31 protein-coding genes are annotated in these 18258 nt (G+C 59.0%); 30 read left to right on the top strand and 1 reads right to left on the bottom strand.

Annotated features, from left to right (window positions below):
* The 29 genes from tuf to ACIQ36_RS09780 all read left to right on the top strand — a co-directional run.
* The coding region (tuf, locus tag ACIQ36_RS09920; protein WP_395828726.1) for an elongation factor Tu at positions 1–1014 on the top strand (1014 nt) is incomplete at its 5' end.
* Positions 1015–1082: 68 nt separating this feature from the next.
* Entirely contained in the window at positions 1083–1391 is a 309-nt protein-coding gene (rpsJ, locus tag ACIQ36_RS09915) for a 30S ribosomal protein S10 (RefSeq protein WP_045777634.1), read from the top strand.
* A 15-nt stretch (positions 1392–1406) separates the two neighbouring features.
* A complete protein-coding gene (gene rplC, locus ACIQ36_RS09910) occupies positions 1407–2102 on the top strand; it encodes a 50S ribosomal protein L3 (protein ID WP_395828723.1) in 696 nt (231 codons plus the stop codon).
* Between the two features lie 3 nt (positions 2103–2105).
* Positions 2106–2723 carry a 50S ribosomal protein L4 gene (gene rplD, locus ACIQ36_RS09905; protein WP_395828721.1) on the top strand — a complete coding sequence of 206 codons (618 nt, stop codon included), beginning with the start codon at positions 2106–2108 and terminating at the stop codon, positions 2721–2723.
* Positions 2720–3040 carry a 50S ribosomal protein L23 gene (locus ACIQ36_RS09900; RefSeq protein ID WP_395828719.1) on the top strand — a complete coding sequence of 107 codons (321 nt, stop codon included), beginning with the start codon at positions 2720–2722 and terminating at the stop codon, positions 3038–3040. Before rplD ends, ACIQ36_RS09900 begins: the two co-directional genes overlap by 4 nt.
* A gap of 4 nt (positions 3041–3044) precedes the next feature.
* Positions 3045–3872 (top strand): 50S ribosomal protein L2, encoded by an 828-nt coding sequence (gene rplB, locus ACIQ36_RS09895; RefSeq protein ID WP_395828717.1) that lies wholly within the window; start codon positions 3045–3047, stop codon positions 3870–3872.
* Positions 3873–3887: 15 nt separating this feature from the next.
* Complete coding sequence (rpsS, locus tag ACIQ36_RS09890; protein ID WP_045777292.1) at positions 3888–4166, top strand: 30S ribosomal protein S19; 279 nt, start codon at positions 3888–3890, stop codon at positions 4164–4166.
* 4 nt (positions 4167–4170) lie between these two features.
* Positions 4171–4551 (top strand): 50S ribosomal protein L22, encoded by a 381-nt coding sequence (gene rplV, locus ACIQ36_RS09885; RefSeq protein ID WP_045777577.1) that lies wholly within the window; start codon positions 4171–4173, stop codon positions 4549–4551.
* On the top strand, positions 4551–5228 hold the full coding sequence (rpsC, locus tag ACIQ36_RS09880) for a 30S ribosomal protein S3 (RefSeq protein ID WP_395828715.1): 678 nt from the start codon (positions 4551–4553) through the stop codon (positions 5226–5228). The genes rplV and rpsC overlap by 1 nt, the downstream gene beginning before the upstream one ends.
* An 18-nt stretch (positions 5229–5246) precedes the next feature.
* A complete protein-coding gene (gene rplP / locus ACIQ36_RS09875; RefSeq protein ID WP_045776553.1) occupies positions 5247–5666 on the top strand; it encodes a 50S ribosomal protein L16 in 420 nt (139 codons plus the stop codon).
* Positions 5667–5668: 2 nt separating this feature from the next.
* Positions 5669–5860, top strand: coding sequence for a 50S ribosomal protein L29 (gene rpmC / locus ACIQ36_RS09870; RefSeq protein WP_045776552.1), 192 nt, complete (start codon positions 5669–5671; stop codon positions 5858–5860).
* A 31-nt stretch (positions 5861–5891) separates the two neighbouring features.
* Positions 5892–6149 (top strand): 30S ribosomal protein S17, encoded by a 258-nt coding sequence (gene rpsQ, locus ACIQ36_RS09865; protein ID WP_045777248.1) that lies wholly within the window; start codon positions 5892–5894, stop codon positions 6147–6149.
* A 3-nt stretch (positions 6150–6152) separates the two neighbouring features.
* Positions 6153–6521: a 50S ribosomal protein L14 gene (rplN, locus tag ACIQ36_RS09860; RefSeq protein ID WP_045777249.1), complete on the top strand. Its 369-nt coding sequence runs from the start codon at positions 6153–6155 to the stop codon at positions 6519–6521.
* The gene (gene rplX / locus ACIQ36_RS09855; protein ID WP_045777250.1) at positions 6521–6844 is read left to right on the top strand and encodes a 50S ribosomal protein L24; all 324 of its coding nucleotides are present in this window, start codon (positions 6521–6523) and stop codon (positions 6842–6844) included. The genes rplN and rplX overlap by 1 nt, the downstream gene beginning before the upstream one ends.
* An 8-nt stretch (positions 6845–6852) precedes the next feature.
* The gene (gene rplE, locus ACIQ36_RS09850) at positions 6853–7395 is read left to right on the top strand and encodes a 50S ribosomal protein L5 (RefSeq protein ID WP_395828712.1); all 543 of its coding nucleotides are present in this window, start codon (positions 6853–6855) and stop codon (positions 7393–7395) included.
* Positions 7396–7410: 15 nt separating this feature from the next.
* Positions 7411–7716, top strand: a complete 306-nt coding sequence (rpsN, locus tag ACIQ36_RS09845) for a 30S ribosomal protein S14 (RefSeq protein WP_045777341.1) — start codon at positions 7411–7413, stop codon at positions 7714–7716.
* 14 nt (positions 7717–7730) lie between these two features.
* Complete coding sequence (rpsH, locus tag ACIQ36_RS09840) at positions 7731–8129, top strand: 30S ribosomal protein S8 (RefSeq protein WP_045774527.1); 399 nt, start codon at positions 7731–7733, stop codon at positions 8127–8129.
* A gap of 12 nt (positions 8130–8141) precedes the next feature.
* Positions 8142–8675 (top strand): 50S ribosomal protein L6, encoded by a 534-nt coding sequence (gene rplF / locus ACIQ36_RS09835; protein ID WP_395828710.1) that lies wholly within the window; start codon positions 8142–8144, stop codon positions 8673–8675.
* Between the two features lie 11 nt (positions 8676–8686).
* A complete protein-coding gene (gene rplR, locus ACIQ36_RS09830) occupies positions 8687–9049 on the top strand; it encodes a 50S ribosomal protein L18 (RefSeq protein WP_045774525.1) in 363 nt (120 codons plus the stop codon).
* A gap of 14 nt (positions 9050–9063) precedes the next feature.
* Complete coding sequence (gene rpsE / locus ACIQ36_RS09825; RefSeq protein WP_395828708.1) at positions 9064–9633, top strand: 30S ribosomal protein S5; 570 nt, start codon at positions 9064–9066, stop codon at positions 9631–9633.
* A 4-nt stretch (positions 9634–9637) separates the two neighbouring features.
* Positions 9638–9832 (top strand): 50S ribosomal protein L30, encoded by a 195-nt coding sequence (gene rpmD / locus ACIQ36_RS09820; protein ID WP_395828706.1) that lies wholly within the window; start codon positions 9638–9640, stop codon positions 9830–9832.
* A gap of 68 nt (positions 9833–9900) precedes the next feature.
* Positions 9901–10377 carry a 50S ribosomal protein L15 gene (rplO, locus tag ACIQ36_RS09815; protein ID WP_395828704.1) on the top strand — a complete coding sequence of 159 codons (477 nt, stop codon included), beginning with the start codon at positions 9901–9903 and terminating at the stop codon, positions 10375–10377.
* 35 nt (positions 10378–10412) lie between these two features.
* Positions 10413–11765 (top strand): preprotein translocase subunit SecY, encoded by a 1353-nt coding sequence (gene secY, locus ACIQ36_RS09810; RefSeq protein WP_395828702.1) that lies wholly within the window; start codon positions 10413–10415, stop codon positions 11763–11765.
* Positions 11762–12418 (top strand): adenylate kinase, encoded by a 657-nt coding sequence (locus tag ACIQ36_RS09805; RefSeq protein ID WP_395828700.1) that lies wholly within the window; start codon positions 11762–11764, stop codon positions 12416–12418. Before secY ends, ACIQ36_RS09805 begins: the two co-directional genes overlap by 4 nt.
* A 106-nt stretch (positions 12419–12524) precedes the next feature.
* Positions 12525–12893: a 30S ribosomal protein S13 gene (gene rpsM / locus ACIQ36_RS09800; protein WP_395828698.1), complete on the top strand. Its 369-nt coding sequence runs from the start codon at positions 12525–12527 to the stop codon at positions 12891–12893.
* A gap of 12 nt (positions 12894–12905) precedes the next feature.
* A complete protein-coding gene (gene rpsK / locus ACIQ36_RS09795; protein WP_395828696.1) occupies positions 12906–13298 on the top strand; it encodes a 30S ribosomal protein S11 in 393 nt (130 codons plus the stop codon).
* A gap of 143 nt (positions 13299–13441) precedes the next feature.
* Positions 13442–14458, top strand: a complete 1017-nt coding sequence (locus tag ACIQ36_RS09790) for a DNA-directed RNA polymerase subunit alpha (protein WP_395828694.1) — start codon at positions 13442–13444, stop codon at positions 14456–14458.
* Between the two features lie 88 nt (positions 14459–14546).
* Positions 14547–14960 carry a 50S ribosomal protein L17 gene (gene rplQ / locus ACIQ36_RS09785; protein WP_395828692.1) on the top strand — a complete coding sequence of 138 codons (414 nt, stop codon included), beginning with the start codon at positions 14547–14549 and terminating at the stop codon, positions 14958–14960.
* A 445-nt stretch (positions 14961–15405) separates the two neighbouring features.
* Positions 15406–16503 (top strand): methyl-accepting chemotaxis protein, encoded by a 1098-nt coding sequence (locus ACIQ36_RS09780; RefSeq protein WP_395828690.1) that lies wholly within the window; start codon positions 15406–15408, stop codon positions 16501–16503.
* 31 nt (positions 16504–16534) lie between these two features.
* Here ACIQ36_RS09780 and ACIQ36_RS09775 read toward each other — a convergent pair whose 3' ends face one another.
* A complete protein-coding gene (locus tag ACIQ36_RS09775; RefSeq protein ID WP_395828688.1) occupies positions 16535–17032 on the bottom strand; it encodes a nuclear transport factor 2 family protein in 498 nt (165 codons plus the stop codon).
* A 39-nt stretch (positions 17033–17071) separates the two neighbouring features.
* Between ACIQ36_RS09775 and ACIQ36_RS09770 the strand changes: the two genes are divergently transcribed.
* On the top strand, positions 17072–18258 hold a 1187-nt coding region (locus ACIQ36_RS09770), incomplete at its 3' end, for a Do family serine endopeptidase (RefSeq protein WP_395828686.1).

Here is an 18258-nt window from a genome sequence, read left to right as displayed (position 1 = left end):
GGGATCACGATTTCGACGGCGCACGTCGAATATGAAACCAGCAACCGCCATTATGCGCACGTCGATTGCCCCGGCCACGCCGATTATGTGAAGAACATGATCACCGGTGCCGCACAGATGGACGGCGCGATTCTGGTTGTGTCGGCTGCTGACGGCCCGATGCCGCAGACGCGCGAACACATCCTCCTTGCCCGTCAGGTTGGCGTTCCGTCGCTGGTGGTGTTCCTCAACAAGTGCGACATGGTCGATGATCCCGATCTGCTCGAACTGGTTGAAATGGAAGTGCGCGAGCTTCTGTCGTCGTACCAGTTCCCCGGCGATGATATTCCGATCGTGAAGGGCTCGGCCCTGTGCGCGCTGGAAGATAAGCAGCCGGAACTGGGCCGCGACGCCATTCTGAAGCTGATGGCCGAAGTCGATGCGTACATTCCGCAGCCGGAACGCCCGGTTGATCGTCCGTTCCTGATGCCGATCGAAGACGTGTTCTCGATCTCGGGTCGCGGCACGGTGGTCACGGGTCGCGTTGAACGCGGCATTGTGAAGGTCGGTGAAGAAGTTGAAATCGTTGGTCTGAAGACCACGGTGAAGACGACGGTGACGGGCGTTGAAATGTTCCGCAAGCTGCTCGATAGCGGCCAGGCGGGCGACAACATCGGCGCGCTGCTGCGCGGCACGAAGCGTGAAGACGTGGAACGCGGCCAGGTTCTGGCAGCTCCGGGTTCGATCACGCCGCACACCAAGTTCAAGGCGGAAGCCTATATTCTGACGAAGGAAGAAGGCGGTCGTCACACGCCGTTCTTCACCAACTATCGTCCGCAGTTCTACTTCCGCACCACGGACGTGACCGGGACCGTTTCGCTGCCGGAAGGCACGGAAATGGTGATGCCGGGCGATAACGTCTCGATGGATGTGGAACTCATCCAACCGATCGCGATGGACGAAGGCTTGCGCTTCGCTATCCGCGAAGGCGGCCGCACCGTTGGTGCAGGCGTCGTCGCATCGATCGTTGCCTAACTAAGAAGCATGGCTGATAGGGCCGGGGGCGCGTTCCTGCCCCCTGGCACCCAGCCGGAGAAAGAAGCATGGACAACACAAACATCCGCATTCGGCTGAAGGCATTCGATCATCGCGTGCTCGATCAGTCCACCAGCGAGATTGTGAACACGGCGAAGCGCACTGGCGCCCGCATCCGTGGTCCGATTCCGCTGCCGACCGAAATTGAACGGTTCACCGTCAACCGCTCGCCGCACATCGATAAGAAGAGCCGCGAACAGTTTGAAGTGCGCACTCATAAGCGCCTTCTGGACATCGTCGATCCGACCCCGCAGACCGTGGACGCGCTGATGAAGCTCGACCTCGCGTCGGGTGTCGACGTCGAGATTAAGCTCTAGGCCGGGGGGATGACGATGAAACGGTCTGGTCTGATCGCCCAGAAATTGGGCATGACCCGGATCTTCGACGCTGCGGGTGAGCATATCCCCGTGACCGTCCTGAAGGTGGATGCGTGTCAAGTTGTCGGTGTCCGTACCATTGAGCGCGATGGCTATAATGCCGTGCAGCTCGGTGCGGGCTCCATCAAAGTGAAGAACGTCAATAAAGCCCAGCGCGTGACGTTTGCCGCCGCGAAGGTTGAGCCGAAGCGCAAAGTCGTGGAATTCCGCGTCGATGCCGATGGTTTGCTGGATGTCGGTGCTGAACTGTCGGTGGAACATTTCATCGCCGGTCAGTTCGTCGATGTGACGGGCACCTCGATCGGTAAGGGTTTTGCCGGCGGTATGAAGCGTCACAATTTCGGTGGTCTGCGCGCAACGCACGGTGTCTCCGTGTCGCATCGCTCGCACGGCTCGACGGGTAACCGTCAGGATCCGGGTAAGACCTTCAAGGGCAAGAAGATGGCCGGTCACATGGGCGATGTCCGCGTGACCACGCAGAATTTGAAAGTGGTCGGCACCGATGCCGAGCGCGGTCTTATTCTCGTAAAGGGCGCGGTTCCGGGTTCGGCCGGTGGGTTTGTTTTGGTGCGCGATGCGGTAAAGCGGGCACAGCCGGAAGGTATCCCCTTCCCGGCCGCGCTCAAGACCGACGCCGCAGCGGAGGCGTAAGCGATGCAAGTCAAAGTCGAAACCCTGTTCACGGGTGAAGCCGGAACGATCGATCTGGCGGATGAAGTTTTCGCTCTCGAGCCCCGCAAGGACATTCTCGCGCGCGTCATTCATTGGCAGCTCGCTAAGCGTCGCAGCGGCAACCATAAGGCCAAAGGCATTTCGGAAATCTCCGGGACGACCAAGAAGCCTTACGCCCAGAAGGGCACCGGTAACGCCCGCCAAGGTTCGCTGCGCTCGCCGCAGTTCCGTGGCGGTGCCGTGATCCACGGTCCGGTCGTGCGCGATCATGGCTATTCGCTGCCGAAGAAGGTACGTGCCCTCGGGCTGCGCACCGCTTTGTCGGCCAAACAAGCCGAAGGCAAGCTGATCGTCGTCGATACGCTGCTGGGCGCGGATAAGACCAAGACGGTCGCCGATGCCTTTGCGAAGCGGGGCTGGACCTCGGTCCTGTTCATCGATGGCGCAACGGTTGCCGCCGATTTCGCGCTTGCCGCGCGGAATATCAAGAATGTGGACGTGCTGCCGCACGTCGGTGCCAATGTGTACGACATTATCCGTCGTGACACGCTGGTTCTGACGCGCGCTGCGGTCCAGGAGCTGGAGGCTCGCCTGAAATGAGTGAGGCGAAAAAGGGCATTACGCTCAGCCGCGAGCGTGCCTACGACATCATCCTGTCGCCGGTCATTACCGAAAAGGCCACGATGATCACGGATAAGAATTTCGTGACCTTCAAGGTTCTGCTCGACGCCACGAAGCCGGAAATCAAAGCCGCCGTGGAAATGGTGTTCGGTGTGACGGTGAAGGCTGTGAACACGGTAACGGTCAAGGGCAAGCGCAAGCTGTTCAAAGGCCGTCCCGGTCAGCGGTCGGACTATAAGAAGGCGATGGTCAAGCTGGCAGACGGCCAGACCATCGACCTGACGACGGGGGTGTAAGCAGATGGCATTGAAAATTTTCAAGCCCATCACGCCATCGCTGCGTCAACTGGTTCTGGTTGATCGCTCGGAGCTGTGGAAGGGTAAGCCGGAAAAGACGCTGACCGAAGGTCTGAAAAAGACCGGTGGTCGCAACAATACGGGCCGTATCACCGCGTTCACGCGCGGCGGCGGGCACAAGCGCCGGTATCGTCTGGTCGATTTCAAGCGTCGCAAGTTCGATGTGAGCGCGACGGTTGAGCGACTGGAATATGATCCCAATCGGTCGGCCTTTATTGCGCTCATCACCTATACCGATGGTGAAAAGGCGTACATTCTGGCCCCGCAACGCCTGAAGGCGGGCGATCTGGTCGTGTCGGGCGAAAAGACCGACGTGAAGCCGGGTAACGCCATGCCGCTGCGGAACATTCCGGTCGGTACGATCGTCCATAATGTTGAGATGAAGATTGGTCGCGGTGGGCAGCTTGCCCGCGCCGCCGGGTCTTACGCTCAGCTCGTGGGCCGCGATCAAGGGTATGCTCAGCTCCGTTTGGCTTCCGGTGAACTCCGTATGGTTCGCGGTGAATGCATGGCCTCGATTGGCGCCGTGTCGAATCCCGACCAGCAGAACGTAAACTATGGTAAGGCTGGCCGTATGCGCTGGTTGGGCCGTCGTCCGTCTGTCCGCGGTGTCGCTATGAACCCGATCGACCATCCGCACGGGGGTGGTGAAGGCCGCACCTCGGGCGGTCGTCATCCGGTCACCCCCTGGGGTAAGCCGACCAAGGGCAAGAAGACCCGCAATAACAAGGCGACGGATCGGCTTATCGTCCGCCGTCGTCACGCGAAGTAACGAAGGAGAACCGCCGTGGCGCGTTCCGTTTGGAAAGGTCCGTTTGTTGACGGATACCTTCTAAAGAAGGCAGATAAGTCCCGGGCTTCGGGCCGGAATGAGGTGATCAAGATTTGGTCGCGTCGTTCGACGATTCTGCCGCAATTCGTGGGTCTGACCTTTGGCGTTTATAACGGCCAGAAATTCATTCCCGTTCTGGTGACGGACAATATGATCGGGCACAAGTTCGGCGAGTTCTCGCCGACGCGCACGTTCTACGGTCACGCGGCCGACAAGAAGGCGAAGAGGAAGTAAGGCTATGAGCAAGAAACCTTTGCCCCGGCAGCTAGCCGATGTCGAAGCACTGTCCGTTGTTCGCAACATGCGCGTTTCCGCGCAAAAGCTGAACATTGTGGCGCAGTTGATCCGCGGTAAGAAGGCGAATACGGCTTTGGCCGAACTCACCTTTAGCACCCGCCGGATTGCCAAAGATGTGAAGAAGGCCCTGCAGTCGGCCATCGCCAACGCCGAAAACAACCATCAGCTTGACGTTGACAAGCTGTATGTGAAGGAAGCGTCGGTGGGCCAAAGCTTCGAGCTGAAGCGCTTCCACGCCCGTGCGCGTGGTCGTGCCTCGCGCATCGAGAAGCCCTTCAGCCATCTGCGCATCGTGGTGCGTGAGCGCGAGGAGACGGTGTAATGGGTCAAAAAGTCAATCCGATCGGGCTTCGGCTCGGGATCAATCGCACCTGGGATTCGCGTTGGTACGCCAGCAAAGAATATGCAGCCCTGCTGCACCAGGATCTGAAGCTGCGCAAGATGCTGTTCGAACGTTTGGCGCAAGCCGGCGTGAGCCGTGTCATCATCGAGCGTCCGGCCAAGAAGGCCCGCATCTCCATTCATTCGGCGCGTCCGGGTGTGGTGATCGGCAAGAAGGGCGCGGACATCGAAAAGCTGCGTCTTGAGCTGTCGAAGTTCACCAAGAGCGAAGTCAGCCTCAACATCGTCGAAATCCGCAAGCCGGAACTCGATGCGAAGCTGGTGGCCGAGAGCATTGCTCAGCAGTTGGAACGTCGCGTTGCTTTCCGCCGCGCCATGAAGCGCGCCGTTCAGGCGGCGATGCGTCTCGGGGCCCAAGGCATCCGGATCAACTGCTCGGGCCGTCTCGGCGGCGCCGAAATCGCTCGTATGGAATGGTATCGCGAAGGCCGCGTGCCGTTGCACACCCTGCGCGCCGAAGTCGATTACGGCGTCGGTACGGCGAAGACCACTTATGGCATCTGCGGTGTCAAAGTGTGGATCTTCAAGGGTGAAGTAATGGCGCACGACCCGATGGCCCAGGACAAGCGCGCTGCTGAACAGCAGCCGACGCGCTAAGGCTAGGGGAATAAAACGATGTTGCAGCCAAAGCGCACAAAGTTCCGTAAGGCCCACAAAGGCCGGATCCATGGCAATGCCAAGGGTGGAACTCAGTTGGCTTTCGGGTCGTTCGGCCTGAAGTCGCTGGAACCGGGCCGGATCACGGCCCGTCAGATCGAAGCGGCCCGTCGCGCTATGTCGCGTCACATCCGCCGCGTGGGTCGTATCTGGATCCGCGTTTTCCCGGACGTTCCGGTTTCGTCGAAGCCTGCCGAAGTCCGCATGGGCTCCGGTAAGGGGTCGCCGGAATTTTGGGTCGCCCGCGTCAAGCCGGGTCGCATCATGTTCGAAATGGACGGTGTGCCACGCGAGATCGCTGAACGTGCGTTCGAACTGGCTGCCGCAAAGCTGCCGGTGGGCGTTAAGTTCGTTCAGCGCCTCGGCGAGGAGGCTTAACGATGGCCGACGATATTCGCGTAAAGACCGATGACCAGCTCAAGGATGAGCTGGTTAACCTCAAGAAAGAGCAGTTCAATCTGCGCTTTCAACAGGCGAGCGGTCAGCTCGAAAACACGGCGCGGGTCCGCCATGTGCGACGCCAAGTAGCTCGCATCAAAACAGTGCTGGCGGAACGGGCCGCGACCCGCTAAAAGGGTCGCTTTCCGAATGGAGACTGCTTAAATGCCAAGGCGCGTTCTGCAAGGCAGGGTAGTGAGTGATAAGTGCGATAAGACCGTTACGGTTTTGGTGTCGCGCCGCGTTATGCACCCTGTCTATAAAAAATTCATCACGCGGACGAAGAAATACGCCGCGCACGATGAGACCAACAACTTCAAGACGGGCGACTTCGTGAAGATTCGCGAATGCCGCCCCATCTCGAAGTCCAAAACTTGGGAAGTTGTGACCGATGAAACGGTTGCGACGGGCGAAGGAGCGTAACCCATGATTCAGGTGCAAACTAACCTGGACGTCGCCGATAATTCCGGCGCACGCCGAGTCATGTGCATCAAAGTTCTGGGCGGCTCGAAGCGGAAGACGGCTGCGGTGGGCGACGTTATCGTCGTTTCCATCAAAGAAGCCATTCCGCGCGGCCGCGTGAAGAAGGGCGATGTGCACCGGGCTGTTATTGTCCGGACAGCAAAGGAAGTGCGCCGGTCGGACGGGTCCTCGATCCGTTTCGATACGAACGCGGCGGTTCTGATCAATAAGCAGAACGAGCCCATCGGAACCCGTATCTTCGGCCCGGTGACCCGTGAACTGCGGCTCAAGAACTTCATGAAGATCATCTCGCTTGCTCCGGAAGTGCTGTGATGTCCTTGAAATTGAAAATCAAGAAGGGCGACCAGGTCGTTGTGACGACCGGTCGTGACCGCGGCAAGACGGGCGAGGTTCTCGAAGTTCTGCCGAAAGAAAACCGGGTTAAAGTCCAGGGCATTAATATCGTCAAGCGGCACACCAAGCCGTCGCAGACGCAGCCCGGCGGCATTGTGGAGAAGGAAGCGACGATTCACGTCTCGAACATTTCCCACATCGACCCCAAGACCAAGCAGCCGACTCGCATCGGCTATAAATTCCTCGCTGATGGCCGCAAGGTACGCTTCGCTAAGCGTTCCGGCGAGCTCATCGACGTTTGAGGTGTAGCATGGCGACTCGTCTGCAAGATCATTATCAAACCGTCGTTCGCGGCAAGCTGATCGAAGAATTCGGCTATAAGAACCCGATGCAGGTTCCGAAGCTGGAAAAGATCGTTATCAACGTCGGTGTCGGCGAAGCGGTGACGGACCAGAAGAAGCTTGATGCCGCCGTGGGCGATATCGCGCTGATTACGGGCCAGCGGCCGATCAAAACCTACGCCAAGAAGTCGATCGCGGGTTTCAAAATCCGTGAAGGCATGGCGCTGGGGGCCAAGGTCACGCTGCGCGGCGAACGTATGTACGAATTCCTTGACCGCCTGATCACGATTGCGCTGCCGCGCGTGCGTGATTTCCGTGGTGTGAGCGCGAAGAGCTTCGATGGCCGTGGCAACTATGCCCTCGGCCTGAAGGAACAACTCGTGTTCCCGGAAATCGACTATGACAAGGTGAGTGATGTTCGCGGTATGGACATCATTATTGTCACGAGCGCGAACACCGACGACGAAGCGCGCGCCCTGCTTAAGGGTTTCCAAATGCCGTTCGCGTCGTAAGGCGGAGAGGTCCCCATGGCCAAGACGAGTTCTGTTCAAAAGAACAAACACCGCGAGAAGCTGTCGGCACAGCATGCCAATCGGCGTGCGAAGCTGAAGGCGATCATTCAGAACAAAGAGACCTCGCTCGAAGAGCGGTTCTCCGCAACGCTGAAGCTCGCGGAAATGCCCCGCAACGGGGCGAAGATCCGCGTTCGCAATCGCTGCGAAGTGACGGGGCGTCCGCGCGCCGTGTATCGCAAGTTCAAGCTGTGCCGGAATGCACTGCGCGAACTGGGTTCGGCCGGCCAGATTCCTGGCCTGGTCAAGTCGAGCTGGTAAGAGGAGTTTAGGATATGGCGATGAGCGATCCCTTAGGGGATATGCTGACGCGCATCCGCAACGCCCAGCATGCGCGTATGTCGGTGGTTCTATCCCCGGCATCGAAGCTGCGGGCGAATGTGCTCGAAGTGTTGAAGCGTGAAGGTTACATCCGCGACTACACTCAAGCCGACGTGCGGGCTGGCGTCCAAGAACTGCGTATTGAGCTGAAGTATCACGAAGGCCAAGCCGTGATTAAGGAGATTAAACGTGTCTCCAAACCCGGCCGCCGCGTGTATACCAAGATCAAAGATCTGCCCAAGTTCTACAACGGTCTTGGCATTTCGATTCTCTCCACGCCCCGCGGCGTGATGTCCGATGCCGAAGCGCGCGCTGCCAATGTTGGTGGTGAAGTGCTTTGCCGCATATTCTAAGGGAGGCGACCAATGTCACGTGTTGGTAAGTATCCCGTTGCGGTCCCGGCTGGCGTCACGGTTTCGGTGAAGGATGGGGTGTTTCTTGCACAAGGTAAGCTGGGTGAACTCAGCTTGCCGCTGTCCAAGGATATCGAAACCACGGTGGATGGTTCGTCCATCTCCGTGAAGCCCGTTACGGAAACCAAGCAGGCCCGCGCTATGTGGGGCACCACCCGCGCTCTCATCAATAATATGGTGAAGGGCGTCAGCACTGGCTTTACCCGGAAGCTCGAAATCAACGGCGTGGGTTACCGCGCCGATGTGCAGGGCAAAGTGGTAAAGCTGAAGCTCGGGTATTCGCACGACATCGATTATGCCCTCCCTGAAGGCATTACCGTTGTTGCCGAAAAGCCGACGTTGCTGGCGATCTCGGGTGCCGACCGTCAAAAGGTTGGCCAGGTTGCCGCTGAAATTCGCCGCTTCCGCGGTCCCGAGCCCTACAAAGGCAAGGGGATTAAGTTCGAGGAAGAGACCATCCTGCGTAAGGAAGGCAAGAAGAAGTAAGGACGCGGACCATGATGAAGCCGAAAGAACTCTTCGAGCGTCGTCGTCAGCGCGTCCGTACGCGACTGAGGGCAACGTCCAATGGCCGCCCGCGGCTATCGGTATTCCGCTCGAGCAAGCACATTTATGCGCAGGTGATCGATGACGCGCAGGGCCTGACCCTGACCGCCGCATCGTCTGTCGACAAAGAACTGCGCGGTCAACTGAAGACCGGCGCCGATATCGAGGCTGCCAAAGCCGTCGGTACGCTCGTGGCCCAGCGTGCGCTGGCCAAGGGCGTGTCGATCGTGGTCTTTGACCGTGGCGGCTATATCTACCACGGCCGGGTGAAGGCCCTGGCCGACGCTGCCCGCGAAGCCGGGCTGGCGTTCTAAGGGGGCATTCGAGAATGGCACGGGAAGATCGTCGGGATCGCGAGCGTCAGCCGCGTGAACGAGAAGAATCGGAACTGGTTGAAAAGCTGGTTGGTATTAACCGCGTCGCCAAAGTGGTGAAGGGGGGCCGTCGGTTCGGCTTCGCTGCTCTGGTCGTGGTTGGCGATGGTAAGGGCCGGGTTGGCCACGGATCGGGTAAGGCGCGTGAAGTGCCGGAAGCCATCCGTAAGGCAACCGAACAGGCGAAGCGCAACATGGTTCGGGTGCCGCTGCGGGAAAACCGCACGCTGCATCACGATACCAATGGGCACTTCGGCGCTGGCCGCGTTGTTCTCCGGGCGGCGACTGCCGGTACCGGGATCATCGCCGGTGGTCCGATGCGCGCGGTGTTCGAAGCGCTTGGCGTCCAAGATGTGGTCGCAAAGTCGCTGGGCACCTCCAATCCCCACAACATGATTAAGGCGACGTTCGACGCCTTGTCCGGCACTGTCTCGCCGCGTGCGGTTGCATCGCGTCGCGGTAAGAAGGTGGCAGACATCCTCGGCCGTCGTGATGGCGAAGCAGCCGCCGCGAAGGAAGCGTAAGATCATGACTGACACTGGCAAGACCGTAAAGGTCACCCAGATCGGTAGCCCGATCGGTCGCGAAGCCTATCAGCGGGATACGCTGAAGGGGCTTGGTCTTAACAAGCTGCATCGGAGCCGTGTGCTGGAGGATACTCCGGCGGTGCGCGGTATGATCCGCACGGTGCAGCATCTGGTAAAGGTCGAAGACCCGGCGTAACCCGCAAGGGTTCGCCGGCGGTCTGGCGGGGTGGCAGCATCCCGCCCCTTTTTCCGAGGAAGAACACCATGAAACTCAACGAACTCCGGGACAATGAAGGCGCGCGTAAGCGCCGGATGCGTGTCGGTCGCGGTATCGGCTCTGGCAAGGGCAAGACCTCGGGTCGCGGCGTGAAGGGGCAGAAGTCCCGTACCGGCGTGTCCATTGGCGGTTTTGAAGGCGGTCAGATGCCCCTCTATCGGCGTCTGCCGAAGCGCGGCTTCACCAACATTTTCCGCAAGACTTTCCAGGTCATCAACGTCGGCACCATTCAAAAGGCCGTCGAAGAGGGCCGTTTGCCCGCTGATCAGACCATCACGGGGGCCGTTCTGGCCGCTGCTGGCTTGATCCGCATTGCCGATGCGCCTACGCGCTTGCTGGCAAAGGGCGAATTGACGTCGAAGCTGACCATCGAACTCGATGCGGCCAGCCCGGCGGCAGTTGCAGCCGTGGAAAAGGCGGGCGGCTCGGTCGTTCTGCCGGCTCCGGCAGCAACGGAAGCCTAGTTTTTCTCTCTTAACGGCTGGCGGTTTATAACCTGATGGCATCTGCTGCAGAACAACTTGCTGCAAATATCAACTTCGGCGCCTTTTCGAAGGCGACGGAACTGAAGGCTCGCATCTGGTTCACGTTGGCCGCGCTCGTCGTGTACCGGCTGGGGACGTATATTCCCCTGCCGGGCATCGACCCGCTGGTTCTGAGTGATATTTTCAAGCAGAACGCGGGCGGCATCCTTGGCATGTTCGACATGCTGGCGGGCGGTGCGCTCGGTCGTATGACCGTGTTCGCGCTCAACATTATGCCGTATATTTCGGCCTCGATTATCATTCAGCTTATGACCGCGGTCAGTCCGCGCCTGGAAACCTTGAAAAAGGAAGGCGAGAGCGGCCGGAAGGTTCTTAATCAATATACCCGTTATCTCACCGTGCTGCTGGCAACCGGCCAAGCCTATGGGATTGCGGTAGGGCTCGAAAGCTTCCAAGGGCCGACCGGATCGGCGGTGATCGATCCTGGCATGTTCTTCCGATTGACGGCGGTCATTACGCTGGTCGGTGGCACCATGTTCGTGATGTGGCTAGGCGAGCAGATCACGGCGCGCGGTGTGGGTAATGGGATTTCGCTGATTATTTTCGCCGGGATTGTTGCGAATCTGCCGAGTGCTTTGGCGGGCTTGTTGGAACTTGGGCGCACTGGGGCCATGTCGGCGGCGTTCATTATCGTCCTGCTTGGCATCGTCGTCGGGGTTGTGCTCTTCATTGTCTTCATGGAACGCGCCCAGCGGCGCATTCTGATCCAATATCCCAAGCGCCAGCAGGGCAATCGGGTGTTTGGTGGTGAATCGAGCCATCTGCCGCTGAAGCTGAACACGGCTGGCGTTATCCCGCCGATCTTCGCAAGCTCGCTGCTTCTGTTACCAAGCACCTTGGTTGGGTTCTCGGGGCAGTCGGCGACCGAACTTCCGACCGTGTTGCGGTGGATCAGTGAGCATTTGGCCCATGGCGCGCCGCTGTATCTCGCTTCCTACATCGGCATGATCCTGTTCTTCTCGTTCTTCTACACGGCCATCGTCTTTAACCCGGTGGAAACGGCAGATAATCTGAAGAAACATGGCGGATTTATTCCAGGCATCCGTCCGGGGAAGAACACCGCCGATCACCTGGATCATGTGCTGACGCGACTCACGGTTTTAGGCGCGGTCTACATCGCGGCAATTTGCGCGCTTCCCGAACTTCTTATCTCGCAGTATTCGGTGCCCTTCTACTTCGGCGGGACAAGCCTGCTGATTGTGGTCACAGTGACAATGGACACGGTTGCGCAAGTCCATTCGCATCTGGTGGCGCATCAATACGAAGGCCTAATCAAAAAGGCCAAACTGCGAGGGAGGCGTGGATGAACATCATTCTGTTGGGGCCGCCGGGTGCTGGCAAAGGCACGCAGGCGCGGTATCTGCAGGATACGCATGGTCTGGTTCAGCTTTCGACGGGCGATATGCTGCGCGCTGTCGTGGCGTCTGGCAGCGAGCTAGGGCAAGAAGCCAAGCGGGTTATGACGGCGGGGCAGTTGATGCCCGATACGTTAATGATCGATATGATCGCCGAGCGGATCGCTCAGCCTGATTGCGTCAAGGGGTTCATCCTCGATGGGTTCCCACGCACGGTGGCTCAGGCGGAAGGCCTGGATGCGATGCTGGTGGCAAAGGGATTGAAGCTCGATCACGTCATCGAGATGCGGGTAGACGAGGCGGCGCTGACCGAGCGCATTACTGGCCGCTATACCTGCAAAGCCTGTGGTACGGGCTATCATGACGTGTTCAAGCAGCCGAAGGTCGCAGATGTCTGCGATTCTTGCGGCGGCACGGAATTCATTCGTCGCGCGGACGATACGGTGGAAGCCGTTTCGGCGCGATTGAAAGTGTATCGCGATCAGACGACACCGATCCTGCCTTACTATCAGGGCCGGAGTGTTCTGCGCACGATTGACGGGATGGCGGACATCGCCGACGTAACGCGCTCGATTGAAGAGATTCTTCAGCCGAGCAAGGTTTGAATGGATTGACTCTTAGGTGTGTCTTCCTATAATGCGCCCCCTCTAATGGATGGTGCTGAGTAGGGTTGACGGACTAACGTCGAGCCTCTTTTTAAGGAGTTAAAGTGTGGCGCGCATCGCAGGCGTGAACATTCCGACGCAGAAGCGCGTGGAGATCGGCCTTACCTATATTTTCGGCATCGGCCGTAAGACCTCCCGTGACATTTGCGCAAAACTCGGTTTTGCACCTGAACGCCGGGTGCATCAGTTGAACGACGACGAAGTTCTTCGTATTCGTGAACTGATTGACCGGGATTATACGGTGGAAGGGGACCTGCGCCGTCAGGTCGCCATGCAGATTAAGCGGCTGATGGATCTCGGCTGCTACCGTGGTCTGCGCCATCGCAAAGGGCTCCCGGTACGCGGTCAGCGTACCCACACCAATGCCCGGACGCGCAAGGGCAAGGCGAAGCCGATCGCCGGTAAGAAGAAGTAAGGATAAAGGTTTATGGCCAAGGCTCCTGCTACGCGCATTCGCCGCCGCGAGCGCAAGAACATTACGTCGGGTGTGGCACACGTCAACTCGACGTTCAATAACACCATGATCACCATCACCGATGCGCAAGGCAATGTGATTGCCTGGTCGTCTTCGGGCACGAAGGGTTTCAAAGGGAGCCGCAAGTCGACCCCCTATGCCGCCCAGATGGCTGCCGAAGATGCCGGTCGCAAGGCGATGGAACATGGCATGCGCACGCTGGAAGTCGAAGTGAAGGGCCCGGGCGCTGGCCGTGAATCGGCGCTTCGCGCGCTGCAGGCTGTGGGCTTTGCGGTGACGTCCATTCGCGACGTAACCCCGATCCCCCACAATGGTTGCCGTCCGCCGAAGCGGCGCCGCGTCTGATTGTTGCGGGTCAAGCGGCCTGTCGCTTGCCGGGAAGTTCCCGGCGCGGCGGGCCGGTTGCCGTTATTCGGGCGTCTGCGACTGGGGTATAACTCTCCATCGTTGGCATTGGTTGGCGTGGTGTACACAAGGGAAATCGTCCCGTGATCCAGAGAAATTGGCAAGATCTGAAAAAGCCGGAAAAGCTGAGCATTGAGCCTGGTGATGATCCGGCGCGCGTTGCGACGGTGATTGCCGATCCGCTGGAGCGCGGCCTGGGCTTGACGCTGGGGAACGCGCTGCGGCGTATTCTGCTGTCGTCGTTGCAGGGCGCGGCGGTTACCTCGATTCACATCGATGGGGTGCTGCACGAGTTTTCCTCGGTTCCTGGCGTGCGCGAAGACGTAACGGACATTGTTCTGAACGTTAAAGCGTTGGCCCTGCGGATGCATTCCGAAGAAGGCAAGCGCGTTCGTCTGCGCGCGACCGGCCCTTGCGTCGTTACCGCGGGGATGATCGAAACCGGTGCCGATATCGAAGTTATGAACCCTGACCTGGTGATCTGTCACCTGGATAAGGATTATAAGCTATCGATGGAAATGTCGGTCAGCCGCGGTAAGGGCTATGTTCCTGCCTCGCTGAACCGTCCGGAAGATGCGCCAATCGGTCTTATTCCGGTGGACGCGCTGTTCTCGCCGGTCCGCAAAGTCAGCTACAAGGTGGAAAACACCCGCGTTGGCCAGCAGACCGACTATGACAAGCTGTCGATGCGGATCGAAACCAACGGTGCCGTGACGCCGGAAGATGCTGTGGCTTTGGCCGCGCGTATCCTTCAGCATCAACTGGCGCTTTTCGTGAACTTCGAAGAGCCGCAGGCCCCCGCCGAGGAAGATCGCGCCAACGATCTGCCGTTCAATAAGAACTTGCTGCGCAAGGTCGATGAGCTGGAACTTTCGGTTCGCTCGGCCAACTGCCTCAAGAACGACAATATCGTCTACATTGGCGATCTTGTGCAAAAGACCGAAGCCGAAATGCTGCGTACGCCGAATTTCGGTCGCAAGTCGTTGAACGAAATCAAGGAAGTGCTGGCTCAGATGGGCCTGCATCTTGGTCTCGAAATCCCCGGCTGGCCGCCGGAAAATATCGAAGAACTGGCAAAACGGCTCGAAGAGCCCTATTGATCGGTTATCCCAGGTTAACGGAAACCCCTGTCGCGCGGCTCTGGTGATCAGCCCCCCGCCGGTAGGTCCGACAAAAAGGTAGAGAAAAATGCGTCACGGTATGAGCGGTCGCAAACTGAACCGCACCAGCAGCCACCGCAAGGCCATGTTCGCGAATATGGCTGTGGCTCTGATTAAGCACGAGCAAATCACGACGACCTTGCCCAAGGCAAAGGATCTGCGTCCGATCGTTGAGAAGCTCATCACGCTGGGTAAGCGCGGTGATCTGCATGCCCGCCGTCAGGCGCTGGCTGTGCTGCAAGACGAAGTGGTGACGCGCAAGCTGTTCGATGCGATTGCAAAGCGCTACGATAGCCGCGCCGGTGGTTACACGCGCGTTCTGAAGGCCGGTTTCCGCTATGGCGACGCGGCTCCGATGGCCGTGATTGAACTCGTGGACCGCGATAAGGCGGCCAAGGGTCTTGATTCGGGGCAGATTTTCGAAGAAGACGTAGCGGCGTAAGCCTCTCTCTCTTTTCAGAAGTATAGAGCAAAGGCGGCTCCCCAAGTGGGGGCCGCCTTTTTCTGCATTTCTGGCTATGGTGATCTTTTCAGCGGCGGCTGGTCGAAATTTAAGCGTCATAAGATAATGTTAGCATTGCTTGCCTTTGTGAGAATAAGACAGGATTGGAAGATTGTAAGCCCTTCGCGCTCACCCTGCCCGGCGGTGCACTGCGCAGTTTTCAGGAACTTTCGGAGAGAGTAGCGCTGGTTCAGCGCGAGGACGGTTAGACAAACAATGCTTTGGTATAGTTATTGCTCAATACAGCGATAGTTTTTCTGATGTTCCTCTTTGACATTAATAAGGTGGGCTGATGCACGTGTCTCAAATGTCTCTTGAGAAGATGAACGCCGCAAAGCCCGGTGCCCCGACAGCTCCCAATCGGCCCAGTAATACAATTGAACAGGTGAAGTTGTTGGTTTCGCGGCTGGAGGGCCGCTTTACCGAAATCGCCTCGATCGCCGGGTTGATCAGCGACATTAGCAAGCACACCAAAATGCTCTCTTTCAATGCAACGATCGAATCCGCACGGGCGGGGCAGGCGGGGCGGGGCTTTGCCGTCGTCGCCTCGGAGGTGCGGGCTTTGGCGGAACGCACGTCAGAAGCAACATCCGACATTAATCGGATGCTTCAAGACGTGAATACTGAGATTGTCGGTGCGGTAAAAGATGTCGAAACGGCGGAGGTTGAGACGCTCATTCAAGGCGGGATTCGGATTGCGACGCTCGAATCGGCAAAACTGGAAATTCTCTTTACGCGCATTGCAACCGTTATACACGGATTTAAACAAACACTTCAGGGGTTAAGTCTATCGAGTGAAGCTTTAACACGCCAGACGATTGATAATGTTATGGCAGAATATTTGCGCAGAAATGAGGACTTGCTGGCCCTTTCTTGTTGTGCTTTGCCGAATGTCATTGACGGGGCCGATATCAACTTCGTCAACGCGCCCGGCCACGATGGCACGGGGCGCTATATCCCCTATTGGAACCGGGGCAGTGGCCAGATCCAGTTGGAGCCCCTCACGGGCTATGATACCCCCGGGCTCAACGATTGGTATGAGTTGCCGCGCAAGGCTGGGCGCGATGTTATGATCGAACCCTATGATTATCCGGTGGCGGGACGCACGGTTAAGATCACGTCGCTTATGTCGCCCTTTACCCTGAAGGGCGTTTTTGCCGGGGTCGTGGGGACCGATTACGCGCTGGAGCGATTGCAAGCGGATTTGGCGCGCGTCAAACCTTTTAACGTCGGTGCGCTGATCCTTCTGTCGAACAGCGCGGCGTATGTGGCGCACCCCGACCCGGAGCAGTTGGGGAAGACCGCCCAGGATCTGAGTTTCGACGCGAAAGCCGCGATCCGAGCGGGGCTACCCTATCAGTACACCGACGACGCCGGTATTGCCCGCATCTTCCATCCGCTGAAAATCGGCGAGGATACGCATCCCTGGTCGGTGATGGTGCGGTTCGAGATCGTCAGCGCGTTACGCAACGGGAGCCGTTAGCCAACGGACGGGGCCCGAGGGGGGGCTGATATCAGGCCTTCTCCTGATACCGGTGCAGTGCTTCCGCCGCTTGGCGGCGGATTTTGCCTTGGACGAGCGGGGTCCATCCCAACACCAGCCCCATCGGGCCGAGGGCCTGGGCAGACCAGCGCCACAGGTTGAAACTGTCGATATGGCGAATAATCTTGCCGTCTTGGAAGGTGAAGCGCGCTGAAATTCGGTTGACCACCGGGCGTTTCGTCGCCGAGAAGCTATAGCGGGCAACCCATTGGGCCGAACCTTGCTGGGCGTTGGTGTTAATATCGCTGACGCTGATATTGAGATCACTTGCGCGGGCCAGCAGCATCGCCCACATAGCGCCCGCCTCTGGCCCAACGAGGCGCGGAAAGACGGGGTCGCTAAACACCACCTCGGGATGATAACACTCGGCCATGCCCTGAGCTTGGCGCGCCTGGAAACTATTGTAGAATTGCCCAATGAGGGCAGCATGGGCTTCGGACATGGTTGCGACCTCTTCCTCCCGGATCATGGTTGTTCTCGCCCGTAAGCTTGGCACAGAGAGGAAGAAATGGTGGAAAAAAAGCTAAGCTTGTTCGCGTTAGCGGTGAGTTTCGCGCTTACCCTTGGCAGCGCTGCGGCGCAAACCCCGCAGCGACTTACGCCGCAGAGCCGGGAACAGATCAGCCTGTCCTTCGCCCCCGTGGTCAAACAGGCCGCGCCCGCCGTTGTAAACATCTATACCAAAAAGCGCGTGCGCGAGCAGGCGGCGCTGTCGCCCTTGCTGAACGATCCTTTCTTTCGGCAGTTCTTCGGCGACCGGTTGCCGGTCGGCCCCAGCCGGGAGCGGGTGCAAAACTCGCTCGGCTCCGGCGTCATCCTGCGCGCCGATGGGCTGGTGGTGACGAATTTCCACGTTATCAAAGGCGCCGATGAAATCAGCGTGGTGCTGGCCGACCGCCGCGAGTTCGACGCCAAACTGGTGCGCTCGGACGAGCGGGTGGACCTCGCGGTTCTCAAGATCGATGCGGGCAAGGAAGTGCTGCCGGTGCTCCCCCTCATCGATAGCGACCAGTTACAGGTCGGCGATTTGGTGCTGGCCATCGGCAATCCGTTCGGCGTGGGGCAGACCGTGACGCAGGGCATCGTCTCGGCGCTGGCGCGGACCAATGCCGGGATCACCGACTATAACTTCTTCATCCAGACCGATGCGGCGATTAACCCCGGCAATTCGGGCGGGGCGTTGGTGACGATGGACGGGCGGCTTGCGGGCATCAATACCGCCATTTATTCGCGCTCGGGCGGTTCCATCGGCATCGGCTTTGCCATTCCGGCGAATATGGTGCGCACCGTGCTGTCGGACGATGCGGCGCGCAATGGCAAGATCGTGCGGGCGTGGTTTGGCGGTTCGGGCCAGCCGGTAACGCAGGATGTAGCCGCCAGCCTCGGCCTGTCGCGGCCCTCGGGGGTCTTAATCGCCGAAGTCCACCCGGAGAGCCCGGCGGCTCAGGCGGGCATTCGCGCGGGCGACGTGATTACCGCCTTCAACGGCAATGAGGTGCCCGACCCGGAAGCCCTGCGCTTCCGCATCGCCACCCAGCCGATTGGCGAAACGGCCAACTTTACGATTATGCGCCGCGGCCAAACCATCACCGCCAGCGCCAAGCTGGTCGCCCCGCCGGAAACCCCCAAGCGCGAGGCGACCTTGCTCAAGGGGCAACAGCCGCTCGCCGGGGCCACTATCGCCAATCTCTCGCC

It is taken from the genome of Elstera sp., assembly GCF_044372965.1.
In the GTDB taxonomy this organism is placed as follows: Bacteria; Pseudomonadota; Alphaproteobacteria; order Elsterales; family Elsteraceae; genus Elstera.
This window is presented reverse-complemented; position numbering and strand designations above follow the sequence as displayed.

Bases quoted from the DNA above. Each gene is read 5' to 3' on its own strand.
- rplE (WP_395828712.1), top strand. From the start codon at position 6,853: ATGGCGACTCGTCTGCAAGATCATTATCAAACCGTCGTTCGCGGCAAG.
- rpsQ (WP_045777248.1), top strand. From the start codon at position 5,892: ATGCCAAGGCGCGTTCTGCAAGGCAGGGTAGTGAGTGATAAGTGCGAT.
- rplQ (WP_395828692.1), top strand. From the start codon at position 14,547: ATGCGTCACGGTATGAGCGGTCGCAAACTGAACCGCACCAGCAGCCAC.
- rplN (WP_045777249.1), top strand. From the start codon at position 6,153: ATGATTCAGGTGCAAACTAACCTGGACGTCGCCGATAATTCCGGCGCA.
- ACIQ36_RS09900 (WP_395828719.1), top strand. From the start codon at position 2,720: ATGAGTGAGGCGAAAAAGGGCATTACGCTCAGCCGCGAGCGTGCCTAC.
- rpsC (WP_395828715.1), top strand. From the start codon at position 4,551: ATGGGTCAAAAAGTCAATCCGATCGGGCTTCGGCTCGGGATCAATCGC.
- secY (WP_395828702.1), top strand. From the start codon at position 10,413: ATGGCATCTGCTGCAGAACAACTTGCTGCAAATATCAACTTCGGCGCC.
- rplV (WP_045777577.1), top strand. From the start codon at position 4,171: ATGAGCAAGAAACCTTTGCCCCGGCAGCTAGCCGATGTCGAAGCACTG.
- rpsN (WP_045777341.1), top strand. From the start codon at position 7,411: ATGGCCAAGACGAGTTCTGTTCAAAAGAACAAACACCGCGAGAAGCTG.
- rpsE (WP_395828708.1), top strand. From the start codon at position 9,064: ATGGCACGGGAAGATCGTCGGGATCGCGAGCGTCAGCCGCGTGAACGA.
- rplX (WP_045777250.1), top strand. From the start codon at position 6,521: ATGTCCTTGAAATTGAAAATCAAGAAGGGCGACCAGGTCGTTGTGACG.
- rpsJ (WP_045777634.1), top strand. From the start codon at position 1,083: ATGGACAACACAAACATCCGCATTCGGCTGAAGGCATTCGATCATCGC.
- rplP (WP_045776553.1), top strand. From the start codon at position 5,247: ATGTTGCAGCCAAAGCGCACAAAGTTCCGTAAGGCCCACAAAGGCCGG.
- rplF (WP_395828710.1), top strand. From the start codon at position 8,142: ATGTCACGTGTTGGTAAGTATCCCGTTGCGGTCCCGGCTGGCGTCACG.
- rpsK (WP_395828696.1), top strand. From the start codon at position 12,906: ATGGCCAAGGCTCCTGCTACGCGCATTCGCCGCCGCGAGCGCAAGAAC.
- rplD (WP_395828721.1), top strand. From the start codon at position 2,106: ATGCAAGTCAAAGTCGAAACCCTGTTCACGGGTGAAGCCGGAACGATC.
- rplO (WP_395828704.1), top strand. From the start codon at position 9,901: ATGAAACTCAACGAACTCCGGGACAATGAAGGCGCGCGTAAGCGCCGG.
- rpmC (WP_045776552.1), top strand. From the start codon at position 5,669: ATGGCCGACGATATTCGCGTAAAGACCGATGACCAGCTCAAGGATGAG.
- ACIQ36_RS09775 (WP_395828688.1), bottom strand. From the start codon at position 17,032: ATGATCCGGGAGGAAGAGGTCGCAACCATGTCCGAAGCCCATGCTGCC.
- rplB (WP_395828717.1), top strand. From the start codon at position 3,045: ATGGCATTGAAAATTTTCAAGCCCATCACGCCATCGCTGCGTCAACTG.
- rpsH (WP_045774527.1), top strand. From the start codon at position 7,731: ATGGCGATGAGCGATCCCTTAGGGGATATGCTGACGCGCATCCGCAAC.
- rplR (WP_045774525.1), top strand. From the start codon at position 8,687: ATGATGAAGCCGAAAGAACTCTTCGAGCGTCGTCGTCAGCGCGTCCGT.
- ACIQ36_RS09805 (WP_395828700.1), top strand. From the start codon at position 11,762: ATGAACATCATTCTGTTGGGGCCGCCGGGTGCTGGCAAAGGCACGCAG.
- rplC (WP_395828723.1), top strand. From the start codon at position 1,407: ATGAAACGGTCTGGTCTGATCGCCCAGAAATTGGGCATGACCCGGATC.
- rpmD (WP_395828706.1), top strand. From the start codon at position 9,638: ATGACTGACACTGGCAAGACCGTAAAGGTCACCCAGATCGGTAGCCCG.